Here is a 16,960-nt window from a genome sequence, read left to right as displayed (position 1 = left end):
CACTGCGAAACAACAAAGAAACAACGAAGCAGCAACGCAGGAAGGCGCCGCCCGCACCCGCTATCGAACCGTGGAAGCCACGGGCATCGAGAGGTTCGCATCGGCGAACGCCGTCTGGCCGTTTCCGCGCGATTTGGCGCGGTACATGGCGCCGTCGGCGGCGCGCATCACGGTCCGGGCGTCGCGCGGAACGTCTCCGGTTCCCTCGGCCAGCATGCACACCCCGATGCTGCCGGAGATCGCAACCGGATAGCCGCCAATGGTTCGTATGTCGCTCAGGATCGCGTGAATCTTCGCGGCTTGCGCCAGCGCGCCGGCCCGGTCGTGAATGCGGTGCGCCAGCACCACGAATTCGTCGCCGCCAAGGCGAGCCAGCGTATCGCCGCGCCGCATCTGATGGGTCAGCGTGATGGCGAAACTGCGTAGCAGTTCGTCCCCCACCGCATGCCCGTAGTCGTCGTTCACTTCCTTGAAACCATCGAGGTCGATAAGCAGCAACGCCGCATGAACGGCACCGGCGCCTCGAACGGCGAGCGTGCGGCCAATGGCCTGCTCGAGCCGGGCGCGGTTGCTCAAACCCGTCAGCGGGTCGGTGGCCGCCTGCTTTTCCAGCCGGTACACCAGCACCGCGAGGTAGAGCGATGTCGCCGCCACGCTGAGCATCAAGCCCGCGCCGGCCGCGACGTTCGCGCGCCACCACGGTTGCCAGTGCGTCAGTCCGGCGAAACCGCAGAACGCCACTGCGCACGAGAGGGCCAGCATGCTTCGGCCGTAACGGCATCCGGCGCCGACGAGGAACCAGAAAACAACCCATAGAAGCGGCAGCGCGGCCTCGCCGCCGACGGCCAGCGCCGTCATCAGCACGACCTGATCGGCAAACGTGGCAAGCGTCAACCTGAGCACCGAGCGCGCCGGGCGGAGTGTCGTGGCAAGCCAGGTCGCCGCGCCGAACACCACGTACAACGCGACGGCGCCCGACGTCGCCCATGTCTCTTTCGAGTGAGAGGCCTCCGCGGCGACCAGGTACGCGAACAGCACCACAGTGCCAAGCGTTATGCGCAGTAGCGCCTGCTCCTTTTCTGGGTTCTTCTGAAACGCGCCGAATACGCCTTGTCCGGACCAGGATTGAAAGTCCCCCTCGCCCATGCCCGCACCCCCGCCCGTATTCCGTAGTTATCGACCGGTAGTCTAACGCGCCCGCGTGTCCCGGCGTGTTCGATTGTCGAGCTGCCAGGCGTTCACCCGCGCAACTCATGCCACCTGAATGAACTCAGGCCCCGTTTGCGGCTATGATCGTGAGCGACGCCGCCCTGGCACGCGCGGCGTCCCACGTTCCCCCGTCCATTCATCACGCACACGATCAACCGGAGATAACCGCATGGTATTGGGGTGGCTCGTCGTTCTCCCGTTCGCGGCGGCGGCGCTCGTTGCGGTGGCGATGCAGTTCGCCCGGCCGCTCGCGACGTGGATCGCATTCGCCGCAGCGCTCCTCGGTCTCGGGTTGCTCGCGAGCAAGCGGGTGGGCATGCCGACTTACGGCGTCCTGCAATGGCGGCACGACTGGGTGCCCGAGCTCGGCCTCGCGCTGAGCCTGCGACTCGACGGCCTCTCGTTCATGTTCGCGCTGCTGGTGCTGGCCATCGGCCTGCTCGTGTTCGTCTACGCGCGCTACTACCTCGCGGGTAGCGAATCGCTGCCGCGTCTCTACCTGCTCCTGCTGCTTTTCATGGGCGCGATGCTGGGCCTCGTGCTCTCGAACAACCTGCTGCTGCTCGTGATCTTCTGGGAACTGACGAGCCTCGTTTCGTTCCTGTTGATCGGCTTCTGGCCATCCCGCCCCGATGCGCGGCGCGGCGCGCGCATGGCCCTCACCATCACGGGCGCGGGCGGCCTCGCGCTGCTGGGCGCGATGCTGCTGCTCGGGCACGTGTGCGGCAGCTACGAGCTCACCGACGTGCTCGCGCAGGCCGGCAACGTGCAGAAGAGCCCGCTCTATCCGGCGATCCTGCTGCTCCTGCTGTTCGCGGCGTTCACGAAGTCGGCGCAGTTCCCGTTCCACTTCTGGCTGCCGCATGCGATGTCCGCGCCGACGCCGGTCTCCGCCTACCTCCACTCGGCCACGATGGTAAAGGCCGGCGTGTTCCTGCTCGCGCGTTTCTACCCCGTGCTCGAAGGCACGGACTGGTGGTTTTATACCGTGAGCCTCGCCGGTCTCGTGACGCTCACGGGCGGCGCGGCCATGGCGCTCGTGCAGCGCGATCTCAAAGGCCTGCTCGCGTATTCGACGATCAGCCATCTCGGCCTCATCATGCTGCTGTTCGGCCTCGACACCGAACTCTCCACCGTCGCCGCGCTCTTTCACACGTTCAACCACGCGGTGTTCAAGGCATCGCTGTTCATGGCCGCGGGCATCATCGACCACGAAACCGGTACGCGCGACCTCGGCCGGCTGCGCGGCCTGCACCGCTATCTGCCATGGACCGCGGCGCTCGCGGGCGTTGCCTCGCTGGCCATGGCGGGCGTGCCGCTCCTCAACGGCTTTCTCTCGAAGGAAATGTTCTTCGGCGAAACGCTCGCGCAAGGCCTCTTCGGCGAGTTCAACTGGGTCATTCCGGCGCTTGCCGTGGTGGCGGCCGGACTCTCGGTGGCGTACTCGCTGCGCTTCGTCTACGGCGTCTTCTGGGACGGCTCGACACCGCGCGACCTGCCGCAGTATCCGCCGCACGAGCCGCCGCGCTTCATGCGTCTGCCCGTCGAAATTCTCGTCGTGCTGTGTCTGCTGGTCGGCCTCTTTCCGCAGCAGACTATCGGCCGGATGCTCGAATCGGCGGCGTGGTTCGCGCTGGGCGGCTCGCTGCCCGTCTACAGCCTGAGCATCTGGCACGGGTTCAACCTGCCGCTCGTGATGAGCGTGGCCTCGTTCGCTGCCGGCGCGCTGCTGTTCTTCTTCCGCCGTGACGCTTTCCGCCATCATCGCTCCAGGCTCTCCGAAATGAATGCGAGCGAAGGCTTCGACCGCTTCGTGCAGCATCTGGAGGAAGCCGCTGCCGTGGTCGTGCGCGTATTCGAGAATGGCTCGCTGCCGTCCTATCTCGCGTGGATGGTGGCCGCAATGATCGTCGTGCCAGGCGCCGCGCTGCTGGCCCTCCCCCGGTTCGGCGGCACGCTTGCCCTCACGAGCGTCGATCCGGTCACGTTCATCGGCCTCGTGCTGACCGCACTCTGCGCCCTCGCCGTCGTGCGCGTTCGCACCCATACGCTCTACGCACTCATCCTGCTGAGCACCTGTGGCCTCTTCGTGACGCTCGCGTTCGCGCGCTTCTCCGCGCCCGACCTCGCACTTACGCAAATCTCCGTGGAAGTCGTCACCGTCCTGCTGCTCGTGCTCGCCATCTACTTCCTGCCCGGCGAACAGCGCGTGATCGAGCCGGTCCCGGCGCGTGTGCGCAACGGCGTACTCGCGCTCGCGGGCGGCGCGCTGCTGGGCGGCGTCGCCTGGGCCGTGATGACACGCCCCGCCGGCACCGGCATCGCCCCGTTCTTCCTCGCGAATGCGCTGCCCGGCAGCGGCGGACACAACGTCGTGAACGTGATCCTGGTGGACTTCCGCGGCTTCGACACGATGGTGGAAGTCAGCGTGCTCGTCGTCGCGGGTCTCGCCGTCAAGGCGCTCCTGCGCGGCCTGCGGCTCCCCCCGCCCGCCGCGGGGCCGGGCGGCCTGCCGTGGTCTTCGCAGTCGCATCCGCTGCTGCTCGCCCTGCTCGCGCGCCTCATGCTGCCGCTCACCACGCTCGTCGCCGTGTTCGTGTTCCTGCGCGGCCACAATCTGCCGGGCGGCGGCTTCATCGCGTCGCTCATCGTTTCGGTCGCGCTCCTGCTGCAATACGTGGCGAGCGGCGTGCTGTGGGCCGAGTCGCGCATCCGCATCAACTACCGCACGCTCGCGGGCCTCGGCCTGCTCGTGGCCGCGTGCACGGGCGCCGGCAGTCTCGCGTTCGGCCAGCCGTTCCTCACGAGCGCATTCGGGCATCTGCATCTGCCGCTCATCGGCGAAGTCGAGTTGAGCACCGCCATGCTGTTCGATCTCGGCGTGTTCTGCGCCGTGGTCGGCACCACGCTCACGATCGTCTCGCACCTCGGCACGCGCGACAAAGACCTGCAATCCGTGGAGAAAAGCTGATGGAAGCCGCTTTTGCCGCGACGATCGGCGTGCTCTGCGCCTGCGGCCTCTACCTGCTGCTGAGCGCGCGCGTGCTGCCCGTGATCCTCGGCATTACGCTGTTCTCGTATGCCGTCAACCTCTTCCTGCTCGGCATGGGCCGGCTCTCCCTGGGCAAGCCGCCCGTGATCGCTCCCGGCGCGCAGTATGCCGATCCCGTCCCGCAGGCGCTCGTGCTCACGGCCATCGTGATCGGCTTCGCCATGACCGCCTTCACGGTCGTGCTGGCGCTGCGCTCGCTCGCGCTCAGCGGCTCCGATCACGTGGACGGCAAGGAGATCGACGGCGCATGAACCATGCCCTCATCCTGCCCATCCTGATCCCGCTCTTCGCGGCGGGCGCCATCGTCGCGCTGCCGGTGCGCGCAAAACGCCTGCAGCGTGCGCTCAACGTCGTCGCCACGATCGCGCTCCTGCCTGTCGCGATCGCGCTCGCCGCGCGCGCCGCTTCGGGAGAAATCGCGACCTATTCGCTCGGCGCGTGGCCCGCGCCGTTCGGCATCGTGCTGCAGCTCGATCGCCTCGGCGCGCTCATGCTCGTGCTCACCGCGGTGCTGGCGTGCTGCTGCCTGCTCGGCACCTCGAGCGCCGACGCCCGGCGCGGCCGCTACTTCCGCGCGCTGTGCCAGTTCGAGCTGATGGGTCTGAACGGCGCGTTCCTCGCGGGCGATGTCTTCAACCTGTTCGTATTCTTCGAACTCCTGCTGATTGCCTCCTACGCGCTGCTGCTGCACGGCGGCGGCCGGCGCCGCGTGCGCAACGGCCTGCATTACCTGCTGCTGAACCTCGTGGGCTCGTCGTTCTTCCTGATCGCGCTGGGCGTGCTGTACGGCCTCACCGGCACGCTGAACATGGCCGACATGGGCGAACGGCTCGCCCATCTCGACGCCGCCTCGCTGCCGCTCGCCCAGTTCGCGGGCGCGATGCTGATGCTCGTGTTCGGTCTGAAAGCGGCCGTCTTTCCGCTCTCGTTCTGGCTGCCGCAGGCGTATCGCAGCGCGATCGGCCCGGTGGCCGCGCTCTTCGCGATCATGACGAAGGTGGGTGTGTATGCCATGCTGCGCTGTGACGCGCTGGTGTTTGGTGGGGGTGGCACTCCAGGTGCCGGCGGCTTGCTCGATCATTTCATGCACGACTGGGCATGGTGGCTCGCCATCGCGACAATCGCATTCGGCGCGCTGGGCGCGCTCGCCGTGTCGAGCCTCAAGACCACGACAGCGTATCTCGTGCTGGTCTCGGTAGGTCTCCTGATTGCGGCGGCGACGCTGCAAACCGCGGCCGCATGGAGCGCACTGCTCTACTACCTCATCAGCACGACGCTTTGCTCGGCGGCGCTGTTTCTGCTGGCCGACACGCTGGAGCCGGAGGCGCCGGAGCCGGCCGCCGACGAACCCGGCTCGCACGCCGCGCTAGACGACACCACGGCGCCCGCTCTCTCGCCCGTGGCCGATGGCGACGTGCTCGTGGCCGAACCCGCCGTCGTGGCGGAAGTGGCGGCAGAAACGGCGGCGCGCAGCACGACATCGCCTTGGCCCACGCAAACGGCAACCTTGCTCTATTTCGTGGGCGCCGTGGGCGCGGCGGGCCTGCCGCCGCTCTCGGGCTTCCTCGGCAAGGCGATGGTGCTGGCCGCCACGCCCATCGACAAAGCCGCCACGCTGTGGCCCGCCGTGCTGCTTTCGAGCCTGCTCCTGATCGTCGCTCTGAGCCGCACCGGTACGCGCCTGCTGTGGGCCGCGCCCGCTTCGCGGGCGTATGCGGCGGCGGCGCCAGTAGCACCGCGCGGTACGCGCGCCAAGCTTGGAGCGTGCGCGCTGCTGCTCGCCTGCGTCGTGGCCGCCACGCTCGGCGCGGGCCCGCTCAAGCGCTATCTGGACGCCACCGCCACGCAGTTGCTCGATCGCGCCGCGTACGTGCATGCCGTCCTTCCCGATGTAACACCAGCGGCGGTGGCTCCGCAAGGCAACGGGAACTGACCATGCTGAAACGGCTCTTTCCCCATCCCTGGCTCAGCATCGTCCTGCTCGTCTGCTGGCTGCTGCTGATGAACGATGCCTCGCCCGGCAACGTCCTGCTCGGCGCAGTGCTGGGCTGTGCGATTTCGTTCGCGGTCGGCGCGGGGCTCTGGATGCGGCCCGTGCGATTCGGCCACCCGTGGCTGCTCGCACGGCTCGCGCTGCACGTGCTCTGCGACATCGTCGTCGCGAACGTCGAGGTGGCGCTGCTCGTGCTCGGCCCCACGCAGAAGCTGCGCCCCGCGTTCATCGAAGTGCCGCTCGACAGCACGCACGAAATCGCGCTCACGGCGCTCATCAGCATCGTGTCGCTTTCGCCCGGCACGCTGTGCGCCGAACTCTCGGACGACCGCACGCGCCTCATCGTGCACGTCCTCGATCTCGACGACGAAGCCGCGCTCGTCGCCCAGATCAAGACCCGTTATGAAGCCCCGCTGATGGAGATCTTCGCATGCTAGCCATCGCCATTCCGGTCTCGTTCGCGATACTCGGCCTCGCGTTCCTGCTCACGCTCGTGCGCCTCGTGCGCGGGCCGTCGCTGCCCGACCGCATCGTCGCGCTCGACACGCTCAACATCAACGCCATCGCACTGATCGTGGTCTACGGCATCAGCCTGCGCTCCACCGTATTCTTCGAGACGGCGCTGCTGATCGCGGTGATGGGTTTCATCGGCACCGTCGCGCTGACGAAGTATCTGCAGCGCGGCGACATCATCGAACTGAACTGACGGGAGGCACGCCATGCAAACCGTCGTCGAAGCGATCGTCAGCGTGCTGTTGCTCGTGGGTAGCCTCTTCATGCTGATCGGTGCGATCGGGCTCGCGCGCCTGCCCGACTTCTTCATGCGCCTGCACGGCCCGACCAAATCGACGACGCTCGGCGTGGGGGGCGTCGTGCTCGCGTCGGTGGTCTACTTCAGCGCGCACAATAACTATGCGAGCCTGCATGAACTGCTGATTCCGGCTTTTCTGTTTCTTACCGCGCCGATCAGCGCGCATATGCTTGCGAAGGCGGGGATTCAGCAGCGCGTGGCGCTCACGGCGGGTACGCGCGGAAGGCCGCCGGTGACGGGGGCTTGCGAGGCGGCCGACGACACACCGGATGCCTGATCAGGCCACCGCCACCCCTCTCCCCGCCTTGTGCGCCTCGGCCAGCACGAACTCGATAAAAGTGGACGCTGCCCGCGTACGATGCCGATTCGGCATGTAGAGCATATACATGTGCGTGCCGAAAATGCTGAGCCGCCACGCATCAAGCGACGTAACAACCTCCCCGCGACGCAGATCGTCCTGAACCACATAGTCCGGCACGATCCCCACTCCAAGCCCCGCCAGAATCGACTGGCGCAGAAAAAGAAAGTTCTCCGAAATGATAGCCGGCTCGAGCAGGACCTCATGACGTTCCTCGCCCAGATACCCCGCCAGCCGCAGTTGCTTACCGACCACGGCGGCAGTAATGACCGGTGCCGTACCCAGGTCTTCCAGCCGCTGCGGCATGCCGTTCTCGCGCGCCCATTGCGCCGAGGCGCAAGCCACGTAGCGCACCGACCCCATGTCGCGCGCCACGAGGTTCTGCGGCGGTTCCGACATCACGCGCACGGCAATGTCGACTTCGTCGCGCAACAGGTCTTCCACACGGTTTTCGAACATCACGTCGAGCACGATGCCCGGATAGAGCCGCTTGAACTCGATCAGCCAGTCGGACATCACGAGCTGCCCATAGCCGCTCGGCACCGATAGCCGCACGCGCCCCTGCAGGCTCTGGCCGAGCGTCGAGACCGATTCGCGCGCGGCCAGCAGCGCGTTCTGGATCGCGCGCCCATGCTCGTAGAGCTTCAGCCCGATCTCGGTAGCCTCCACGCGGCGCGTGGTGCGCCTCACGAGTTGCAGCCCGATCGACTTTTCGAGGTGATTGAGGTGGTAGCTGACGTTCGCGCGGCTCATCTTCAGGCGCCGCGCAGCCTCGCTAAGATTCCCCGCGTCGAGAATCTCCACCAGCAGGGTTAGCGCATTGACGTCCACGGCCGGCTCACTGTCAAGGATATTTTGACAGTCTGTCAACAGACAATGTGATTGTCAATGAACCTTGGCGAGCCCAAAATCGAACGCACATCCGATAATCGGGCATGCCCCCTTGCGCCGCCCGGATCGACTTCTGGAGACAAGACCATGGCATCCGACACCGCCTTCCCCCCGGCTTCCCCTGCTGCTTCCCCGGTCACTCACGAACTACGCGGCAAAGTTCTGCTGGTCACGGTCGACAATCCTCCCGTCAACGCCCTGGGCGTCGAGGTGCGCCGCGGCCTCGCCGCCGCCATCGAGCACGCCGAGGCGAATGACGCCGTGCAGGCCATCCTGATCGTCGGCGCGGGGCGCAACTTCATCGCCGGTGCGGACATTCGCGAGTTCGGCAAGCCGCCTCAACCGCCCGCGCTGCCCGACGTCTGCAACCGCATCGAGGCCTGCCGCAAGCCGGTGATCGCCGCGATCCACGGCGCGGCGCTCGGCGGCGGGCTGGAGGTGGCGCTCGCCGCGCATTACCGCCTCGCCGTGGCGGGCGCAAAGCTGGGCCTGCCCGAAGTGCAGCTCGGCCTCCTGCCCGGTGCGGGCGGCACGCAGCGCACGCCGCGCCTGATCGGCGCGGAGGCCGCGCTCTCGCTGATGCTGAGCGGCCGCCACGCCGGCGCACAGGAAGCGCTCAAACTGGACCTCGTGGATCGTCTTGGCGCGAGCGACGACGTGCTCGCCGAAGGCCTCGCCTACGCCCAGGAGCTGCTCGCCGCGCACGCGCCGGTGCGCCGCACACGCGACGCGCAGGGCCTCGCGAACCGCGAAGCCGCCCAGGCCGCCATCGACACCGCGCGCGCCGACACCGCGAAGAAGTCGCGCGGCCTGTTCTCGCCGATGAAGATCGTCGAGTGCGTGGAAGCCGCCCTGAACGAATCGTTCGACGAAGGCCAGCGCTTCGAGCGCAAGCAGTTCCTCGAATGCCTGGAGAGCCCGCAGCGCGCGGGCCTCGTCCACGCGTTCTTTGCCGAACGCGAAGTGCAGAAGGCGCCGGAAACGAAGACTTCGACGCCGCGCGCGCTCGATAGCGTGGGCGTGGTGGGCGGCGGCACGATGGGCGCCGGCATCGCGGTGGCGGTGCTCGACGCGGGTCTGCCCGTGACGATGATCGAGCGCGACGACGCCTCGCTCGCGCGCGGCCGCGCCCACGTCGAAAAGGTCTACGACGGTCTCATCGCCAAGGGCCGCATGACGCCCGAAGCGAAGGCGCAGATTCTCGCGCGCTTCTCGGGCAGCACCTCTTACGATGCGCTCGCCAAGGCCGATCTCGTGATCGAGGCCGTGTTCGAAGACATGGACGTGAAGAAGGCCGTGTTTGCCGAACTCGACCGCGTCTGCAAACCGGGCGCCGTGATCGCCACGAACACCTCGTATCTCGACATCGACGCCATCGCAGCCAGCATCTCGCGTCCGCAGGACGTCGTGGGCCTGCACTTCTTCTCGCCCGCGAACATCATGAAGCTGCTGGAAGTGGTGGTGCCGAAGCAGGTATCGGCGGACGTCGTGGCCACGGCCTTCGAGCTCGCGAAGAAGCTGCGCAAGGTGCCCGTGCGCGCGGGCGTGTGCGACGGCTTCATCGGCAACCGCGTGCTCGCCGTGTACCGCGCCGCCGCCGACCACATGATGGAGGATGGCGCCTCGCCGTATCAGATCGACAAGGCCGTGCGCAATTTCGGCTATCCGATGGGCCCGTACCAGGTCAGCGATCTCGCGGGCGGCGACATCGGCTGGGCCACGCGCAAGCGCCGCGCCGCCACGCGCGATCCGAAGGCGCGCTACGTGCAGATCGCCGACCGCATCTGCGAGCGCGGCTGGTTCGGACAGAAGACGGGCCGCGGCTACTATCTCTACCCCGACGGTGCGCGCACCGGTACACCCGACCCGGAAGTCGAAGCGATCATCGCCGCCGAGCGCGAGCGCGCGGGCATCCAGCCGCGCAGCTTCACCGACGAGGAAATCATGCGCCGCTACATGGCCGCGATGATCAACGAAGGGGCGAACGTTGTGCACGAGAAGATCGCGCTGCGCCCGCTCGACGTGGACGTGACCTTCCTCTACGGCTATGGCTTCCCGCGCTACCGCGGCGGCCCCATGAAGTACGCCGACATGGTGGGCCTCGCGAACGTGCTCGCCGACATCCGCGAGTTCGCGAAGGAAGACCCGCTGTTCTGGCGCCCCTCGCCGCTCCTCGTCGAGCTGGTGGAACGCGGCGCGAATTTCGCGAGCCTGAACGAGTCGGCGTGAGCCAACACTCACACGCGCTCTTGATGGAGTGAAGCAAGCATGGACCTGAAATTCACGGCGGAAGAAGAAGCCTTCCGCACCGAGGTGCTGGACTTCCTGCGCGAGCGCCTGCCGCAGCGCATTGCCGACAAGGTGCGCAACGGCCGCCACCTCACGCGCGACGACATGGCCACCTGGCACGCAACGCTCAACGAAAAGGGCTGGCTCGCGAACCACTGGCCGAAGGAGTATGGCGGCCCCGGCTGGACCGCGGTGCAGAAGTTCATCTTCGAGAACGAATGCGCGATTGCGGGCGCGCCGCGCATCGTGCCGTTCGGCGTGAACATGCTCGGGCCCGTGCTCATCAAGTACGGCAGCGAGGAACAGAAGCGCTACTGGCTGCCGCGCATCCTGAACGGCGCCGACTGGTGGTGCCAGGGCTATTCGGAACCGGGCGCGGGCTCCGACCTGGCCTCGGTGCGCACCACAGCCCAGCGCCAGGGCGACCACTACATCGTGAACGGCCAGAAGACGTGGACCACGCTCGGCCACTACGCGAACATGATCTTCTGCCTCGTGCGCACGGCCACCGACGTGCGCAAGCAGGAAGGCATCAGCTTCCTGCTGATCGACATGAACACGCCGGGCATCGAGGTACGCCCCATCGTCACGCTCGACGGCGAACATGAGGTAAACGAAGTGTTCTTCACCGACGTGCGCGTGCCGGCGGCGAACCTGGTGGGCGAGGAGAACAAGGGCTGGACCTATGCCAAGTATCTGCTCACCTACGAGCGCACGAACATCGCGGGCGTGGGCTTTTCGGTGGCGGCGCTCGCGCGCCTGAAGCGCGCGGCACGGAAGGTCACGCGCAACGGCAAGCCGCTCGCCGACGATCCGCAGTTCGCGGCGCGCATGGCCAGAGTCGAGATCGATCTGGAGAACATGAAGACGACGAACCTGCGCGTGATCGCCGCCGTGGCAGGCGGCGGCGTGCCGGGCGCGGAAAGCTCGATGCTGAAGATTCGCGGCACGGAGATCCGCCAGGAAATCTCGTCGCTGCTGCGCCGCGCGATGGGGCCGTACGCGGCGCCGTTCGTCGAGGAAGCGCTGGAAGAAGGCTTCGACGGCGAGGCCATCGGTCCCGACGAGGCTGCGAGCGCCGCGGCGCAGTATTTCAACAACCGCAAGCTGTCGATCTTCGGCGGCTCCAACGAAATCCAGAAGAACATCATCTCGAAGATGATTCTCGGTCTTTAAGAGGTCCGGCCATGAACTTCCAGCACACCGAAGACCGCCGGATGCTCACGGACACGCTCAACCGTTTCATCGCCGAGCAGTACGGTTTCGACGCGCGCGATAAAATCGCGCGCTCCGCGGAGGGCTTCAGCATCGACATGTGGCGCCGCTTCGCCGAACTCGGCGTGATCGGCGCGCTCTTTCCCGAGGCGCAGGGCGGCTTCGGCGGCGCGGGCTTCGACATCGCGGTCGTATTCGAATCGCTTGGCCGGGGGCTCGTGGTCGAACCGTTCCTCGACACGCTGATCGTCGGCCGCGCGCTCGCGCACGCGGGCAGCGAAGCGCAGCAGGCACACATCGCCGCGTTCATCGACGGCTCGCGGCTCGCCGCCTTCGCGCACGACGAACCGGGTTCGCATTACGAAGCGGCGCGCGTGACCACGCATGCCGAAAAGCGCGGCAGCGGCTGGGTGCTGAACGGCGCGAAGGGCGTCGTGCAGCATGCGGAACACGCCGATCTGCTGCTCGTTTCCGCGCGCACCGCAGTGGGTCAACCCGGTGGTGGATTCGACGAAGCGGGCATCTCGCTCTTCCTCGTGCCGCGCAATGCGCCCGGCGTAAGCGTGCGCGGCTACGGGAAGATCGACGGCGGCCGCGCGGCCGAAGTCTCGCTGAATGATGTGCAGGTGGATGCCGAAGCGATCGTGGGCGCCGAGGGCAGCGGCTTCGCAACGCTGGAGCATGCAACAGGTTTTGGCCTTCTCGCGCTCGCGGCGGAAAGCCTGGGCGCGATGGATGTGGCGCGCGACTACACGCTCGAATATCTGCGCACGCGCAAGCAGTTCGGCGTGCCCATCGGCAGCTTCCAGGCGCTGCAGCATCGCATGGCCGACGTGCTGCTCGAAATCGAGCAGGCGCGCTCCGCGGTCATCAATGCGGCGGCGGCCGTCGATGCGCCGCGCAGCGAACGCGAGCGCGCGCTCTCGGCCGCGAAGTACACGATCGGACGCACGGGCGCGCGCGTGGCCGAGGAATCGATCCAGCTACACGGCGGTATCGGCATGACGTGGGAGCTGCCGCTTTCGCACTACGCGAAACGTCTCGTGATGATCGATCATCAACTGGGCGACGAAGATCATCACCTCGCACGCTATATCGCGCTGGCATCGGACGGTGGCGCAAGCGAAACGTAACGCGACGCGCCGACGCAAAATCCGGCAAACCGCACGCCCGCCAACGAACCAGGAACACTTGCCCATGCAGACCGAAAACAGGACCTTGCCGCTCGCGGGCGTGCGCGTACTCGATCTTTCGCGTGTCCTCGCGGGCCCATGGTGCGCGATGACGCTCGGCGACCTCGGCGCCGAAGTCATCAAGGTCGAACACCCCGGCCGCGGCGACGACACGCGCGACTGGGGGTTGCGCATCGGCAAGACCGAGACGGCGTACTTCAACAGCGTGAACCGCAACAAGCGTTCGGTCACGCTCGACCTGCAGACGCCCGAAGGCCAGCGCATTGCGCAGGACCTCGCGAAGACCTGCGACATCGTGGTCCAGAACTTCAAGTTCGGCGGCGCGGAAAAGCTCAACCTCGGCTACGAGCAGTTGAGCGCGGAGAATCCGCGCCTCATCTATTGCTCGATCGCCGGCTACGACCGCACCGGCCCCGAAGCCGCGCGGCCCGGCTACGACCTCGTCGTGCAGGGCGAAGCGGGCCTGATGGCGCTGAACGGGGAGGCAGACCAGCCGCCGCTGAAGTTCGGCGTCGCGGTGGTCGATCTGTTCACGGGCATGTATTCGGCGCAGGCGCTGCTCGCGGCGCTCTTCGAGCGCGAACGCACCGGCCGCGGGCGCCACATCGAGATGGCGCTGTTCGACTGCGGCCTCATGATCACGGCCTACTACGGCCTCGAAGCGCTCGTGATGGGCGAGGACCCGCCGCGCTACGGCAACGCGCATCCGTCGATCATGCCGTATGGCGTCTTCGATGCAGCGGACGGCCCGATCGTGATCACGGTGGGCAACAACAAGCAGTTCGAGCGATTCTGCCGCGAAGTCATCGAGCGCCTCGATCTGGCCGACGACGAACGTTTCAAGACCAACCTCCTGCGCGCCCAGCATCGCGAGGTGCTGGTGCCCGAGCTCACGCGCGAACTCCGCAGTCGCCCGCGCGCGCTGCTGCTCGAACGGCTCGCGCGCGCCGGCATTCCGTGCGGCGAAGTGGCCGGACTGCGCGAGGCGCTGCTGTCGAAACGCGCGACCGACGCGGGCCTCGTGACCGAGCAGCCGCATCCGCATACGGCCAGCGGCACGACGCCGGTACTCTCGCCGCCGTGGCGCTTCGACGGCGAGCGCATGCCCGTGCGGCGCGCGCCGCCGCAGCTCGGCGAAGGCACGCGCGAGGTATTGCAGTCGGTCCTGGGGCTTTCCGGCGAAGCGCTTGCCGGCCTGAAAGACAAAGGCGTCATCTGATTTCGCGGCGCCTCGGCGTCGCCTGAACGCTCCGCGGCGCATGTCCTCCGCATGCGCCGCGTTTCCTTGCCATAACAGCGCTCCGCCAGGACCGTGCGATCCGTCACCCAATCGCACGCTCGGAGCGGCGGCCGGGTATATTGCCCATGATGCGCGATGCCGACAATCGGCTCGCGCCACTCCCCGCCACCCAGTCCGCCCCGTCGATGGAGCACGCCTACGCTCACCTGCTGCACCTCCTCGCCGCGCATGCGGGGTGGACGCTCGCGTTCGTCTTCGTGGCCGCCTTCCTGGAATCGCTCGCGCTCATCGGCACGTTCATTCCGGGCAGCACGGCCATGTTCATTGCGGGTGCGTTCGCGGGCACCGGCACGCTGAACCTCGGCTGGCTCTTCGTCGCGGCCATTGCGGGCGCCGTGGCCGGCGACGCCCTGAGCTTCTGGATCGGCCACCGCTACCGCGAGTCGCTCGCCCAGATGTGGCCGTTCTCGCACTATCCGGCCATCTTCGCCAAGGCGAAGGCGTACTTCTCGCAGCACGGCGCGCGCAGCGTGATCCTCGCGCGCTTCATCGCGCCGCTGCGCGCCGTCGTGCCCATCGTCGCCGGCATGGCGGGCATGGCGCCCATGCGCTTCCTCGTGATGAACATCGTCTCGGCGCTCATCTGGGCCCCGGCGCACATCCTGCCGGGCGTGGTGTTCGGCGCGTCGCTGCAGATCGCCGGTGCCGTGTCGTTCCGCCTCGTTGTGATCGCACTGATCCTCGCTTGCGCGCTCTGGCTCATCTGGCGGTTCGTGCGGATTCTGCTGCTGCATTTCGACGCGTGGGCCAGCGCCTCGCGCCGCAGCGTCGCGCACTGGGCCCAGGGCCACGAGGGTGCGGCGGCGCGGCGGCTCGCGCGCCTGCTCGACCCCGAGCAGCCGGCGCTAGGCGCCCTCGTCGTGGTCACGGGGCTCGTGCCGCTCGGCGCGGCCGTCTTCTCGTACGTGCTCGACAACGTGCTGCACGGCGATCCGCTCGTCCAGGTGGATCAGTCCGTGCGCCTCTTCATGCGTTCGATCCACACCATCTGGGCCGACGCCGCGCTCGCGCGCGTGGAAACGCTCGGCAGCGGCCTGACGCTCACCGCGCTGGTCGTGACCGTGACGATCTGGATGACGCTCGAACGGCGCTGGCGCACCATCGCGTACTGGATGATCGCGGCGACGTTTTCGCAACTGGTGATCCTCGCCATCCGGCTTGGCGTGCATCACGCGCCGCTCGCCGTCAGGAACGTCGAGACCTATGTGTTCCCGAGCGACCGCGTGGCGTCGATGGTGATCGTCTATGGCTTCCTCATGTTCCTGCTCGTGCGCCGCGCGAGCATGGCGGAAGCGGCGCTCGTCGCGGCGCTCGGCAACGGCATCATCGTCGCCGTGACTTTCGCCGGGCTCTATTTCGACCGCTTCCTGTTCTCCGACGCGATCGGCGGCGCCGCGCTCGCCTCGATCTGGGTCGCGGTCGTCGTGCTGATGTCGCTCTGGCGCTATCCGGAGCGGCCGCCGCAGCGCAATTTCGTGCCGCCGATCGTGCTGGCCGTGCTCGCCACGGCGTTCGTGCTGCAAAAGGGCGAGCCGCCGCGCAGCGCCGCCCCCGTCGGGACCGCGCCGCCCATCGTCATCTCGCAGATGGACTGGAGCGACAGGCTGTGGCGAAACTTCGCGTGCTACCGCTTCGACATGAAAGGCGAGCGCCGCGAGCCCACGACGCTGCAGTGGGCCGCGAGCGCGGACGATCTGCGCGCCGCGCTGCGCGACGCGGGCTGGAGCGAGGGCGCGCAGTTCTCCATGCGCAACGTGCTCGCGCTCGTGGCGCCGCACGTGGACGTGATGACGCTGCCGCTGCTGCCGAGGCTGAACAACGGCGTGCCTTCGCCGCTCGTGTTCGCGCGCGAACCGGTGTCGGGCGGTCCTGGGCAGGCGGACGGGCGGCGTGACGTGCTGCGTTTCTGGCCGACCGGTTATGCGCTGAAAGCCGGGAGCGGAGGCAATGGAGGCAGTGGCAACAGCAGCGACAGCACGGTGCCGATCTGGACGGGCTCGCTGATCCACGAGCAACTGCGGCGCGCTTCCTGGCCGTTCAACATCCTCACGGCCGCTCCCGGGGAGGGCAGCATCGCGCCCCCGCTCGCGACGCCCGGCAAGAGCGCGCCATGGCGCGTACTGCACGTGCCGGGCGCAGTGGGTTGCGAGGGGCGGCCGGTGATGCTGGTCGTGTCCGGCAACCGCTAGCGACCGCGCCATACCCGCCAGGCGCGCCTGCCGCAGTGCAGCATCGCGCGCGAACCGGCGTGCGGCCTACGCCCAGTTCCCCTTGGCATGAAAGCGGTCGATGCGCCGACGGGCGTCGGCGTAGGCCGCGTCGAGCGCCGCGTCCGCGCCGGTGTAATTGCGCATCATGTCGTGAAAGCGGATGCTCTGCCCGTCCAGATGCGCATCCGCACCATGCCGGCAGATATAGCCGCTGTAATGGAACAGCGGTTCCGGCGAGCGCGGCCCGAACGCGGGAATCGGCAGCACCCAGATCTCGAAGCCTTCATGCTCGGTGTGGTCCCACATCATGCGTCTCCTCGAAGAAGCTCCCGGTCATGCTCGCACGCACCCCGCTCGACCTGCAAACGCGGATTGCGCCAGTTGGCTAAACTATGCGCTCATCATGTTTCACCCTTTTACCACTCCCCGCCAGACGATA

The 16,960-nt window shown here is 67.5% G+C and carries 14 protein-coding genes; 11 read left to right on the top strand and 3 right to left on the bottom strand.

The features are described 5' to 3' along the window. Window positions 1–60 precede the first annotated feature (60 nt). Window positions 61–1,146 carry a diguanylate cyclase domain-containing protein gene (locus V8683_RS07730; protein WP_411192181.1) on the bottom strand — a complete coding sequence of 362 codons (1,086 nt, stop codon included), beginning with the start codon at window positions 1,144–1,146 and terminating at the stop codon, window positions 61–63. A 232-nt stretch (window positions 1,147–1,378) separates the two neighbouring features. Here V8683_RS07730 and V8683_RS07725 point away from each other — a divergent pair, with 232 nt between their 5' ends. From V8683_RS07725 to V8683_RS07700, 6 genes are read left to right on the top strand one after another with little or no spacing between them, the layout of a single operon-like run. Further along, entirely contained in the window at window positions 1,379–4,180 is a 2,802-nt protein-coding gene (locus V8683_RS07725) for a monovalent cation/H+ antiporter subunit A (protein WP_411192180.1), read from the top strand. Beyond that, on the top strand, window positions 4,180–4,512 hold the full coding sequence (locus tag V8683_RS07720; protein ID WP_411192179.1) for a Na+/H+ antiporter subunit C: 333 nt from the start codon (window positions 4,180–4,182) through the stop codon (window positions 4,510–4,512). Before V8683_RS07725 ends, V8683_RS07720 begins: the two co-directional genes overlap by 1 nt. Further along, on the top strand, window positions 4,509–6,194 hold the full coding sequence (locus V8683_RS07715; RefSeq protein ID WP_411192178.1) for a monovalent cation/H+ antiporter subunit D: 1,686 nt from the start codon (window positions 4,509–4,511) through the stop codon (window positions 6,192–6,194). The genes V8683_RS07720 and V8683_RS07715 overlap by 4 nt, the downstream gene beginning before the upstream one ends. 2 nt (window positions 6,195–6,196) lie before the next feature. Further along, window positions 6,197–6,691 carry a Na+/H+ antiporter subunit E gene (locus V8683_RS07710; protein ID WP_411192177.1) on the top strand — a complete coding sequence of 165 codons (495 nt, stop codon included), beginning with the start codon at window positions 6,197–6,199 and terminating at the stop codon, window positions 6,689–6,691. Then, window positions 6,685–6,960, top strand: coding sequence for a K+/H+ antiporter subunit F (locus V8683_RS07705; protein WP_411192176.1), 276 nt, complete (start codon window positions 6,685–6,687; stop codon window positions 6,958–6,960). The genes V8683_RS07710 and V8683_RS07705 overlap by 7 nt, the downstream gene beginning before the upstream one ends. 13 nt (window positions 6,961–6,973) lie before the next feature. Then, complete coding sequence (locus V8683_RS07700) at window positions 6,974–7,342, top strand: Na+/H+ antiporter subunit G (protein ID WP_411192175.1); 369 nt, start codon at window positions 6,974–6,976, stop codon at window positions 7,340–7,342. Here the strand turns inward: V8683_RS07700 and V8683_RS07695 are convergent, their stop codons facing one another. Beyond that, window positions 7,343–8,254 (bottom strand): LysR family transcriptional regulator, encoded by a 912-nt coding sequence (locus V8683_RS07695; RefSeq protein WP_411192174.1) that lies wholly within the window; start codon window positions 8,252–8,254, stop codon window positions 7,343–7,345. It abuts the gene before it with no gap. Between the two features lie 147 nt (window positions 8,255–8,401). On the opposite strand from V8683_RS07695, the gene V8683_RS07690 reads away from it, so the two are divergent. The 5 genes from V8683_RS07690 to V8683_RS07670 all read left to right on the top strand — a co-directional run bounded on the left by V8683_RS07690 (window position 8,402) and on the right by V8683_RS07670 (window position 16,500). After that, the gene (locus V8683_RS07690) at window positions 8,402–10,543 is read left to right on the top strand and encodes a 3-hydroxyacyl-CoA dehydrogenase NAD-binding domain-containing protein (protein ID WP_411192173.1); all 2,142 of its coding nucleotides are present in this window, start codon (window positions 8,402–8,404) and stop codon (window positions 10,541–10,543) included. A gap of 39 nt (window positions 10,544–10,582) precedes the next feature. Beyond that, a complete protein-coding gene (locus V8683_RS07685) occupies window positions 10,583–11,779 on the top strand; it encodes an acyl-CoA dehydrogenase family protein (protein WP_411192172.1) in 1,197 nt (398 codons plus the stop codon). An 11-nt stretch (window positions 11,780–11,790) separates the two neighbouring features. Continuing rightward, window positions 11,791–12,951, top strand: coding sequence for an acyl-CoA dehydrogenase family protein (locus V8683_RS07680; protein WP_411192171.1), 1,161 nt, complete (start codon window positions 11,791–11,793; stop codon window positions 12,949–12,951). A gap of 64 nt (window positions 12,952–13,015) precedes the next feature. Continuing rightward, window positions 13,016–14,230: a CaiB/BaiF CoA transferase family protein gene (locus V8683_RS07675; protein ID WP_411192170.1), complete on the top strand. Its 1,215-nt coding sequence runs from the start codon at window positions 13,016–13,018 to the stop codon at window positions 14,228–14,230. A 146-nt stretch (window positions 14,231–14,376) separates the two neighbouring features. After that, window positions 14,377–16,500 carry a VTT domain-containing protein gene (locus V8683_RS07670; protein ID WP_411192169.1) on the top strand — a complete coding sequence of 708 codons (2,124 nt, stop codon included), beginning with the start codon at window positions 14,377–14,379 and terminating at the stop codon, window positions 16,498–16,500. Window positions 16,501–16,566: 66 nt separating this feature from the next. Here V8683_RS07670 and V8683_RS07665 read toward each other — a convergent pair whose 3' ends face one another. Further along, on the bottom strand, window positions 16,567–16,830 hold the full coding sequence (locus V8683_RS07665; protein WP_411192168.1) for a hypothetical protein: 264 nt from the start codon (window positions 16,828–16,830) through the stop codon (window positions 16,567–16,569). Between the last annotated feature and the right edge of the window lie 130 nt (window positions 16,831–16,960).

The sequence above is a fragment of the Paraburkholderia sp. AV2 genome (genome assembly GCF_054968425.1).
The sequence above is the reverse complement of the archived record's forward strand: the minus strand, read 5'-3'. Positions and strand labels throughout refer to the sequence as shown.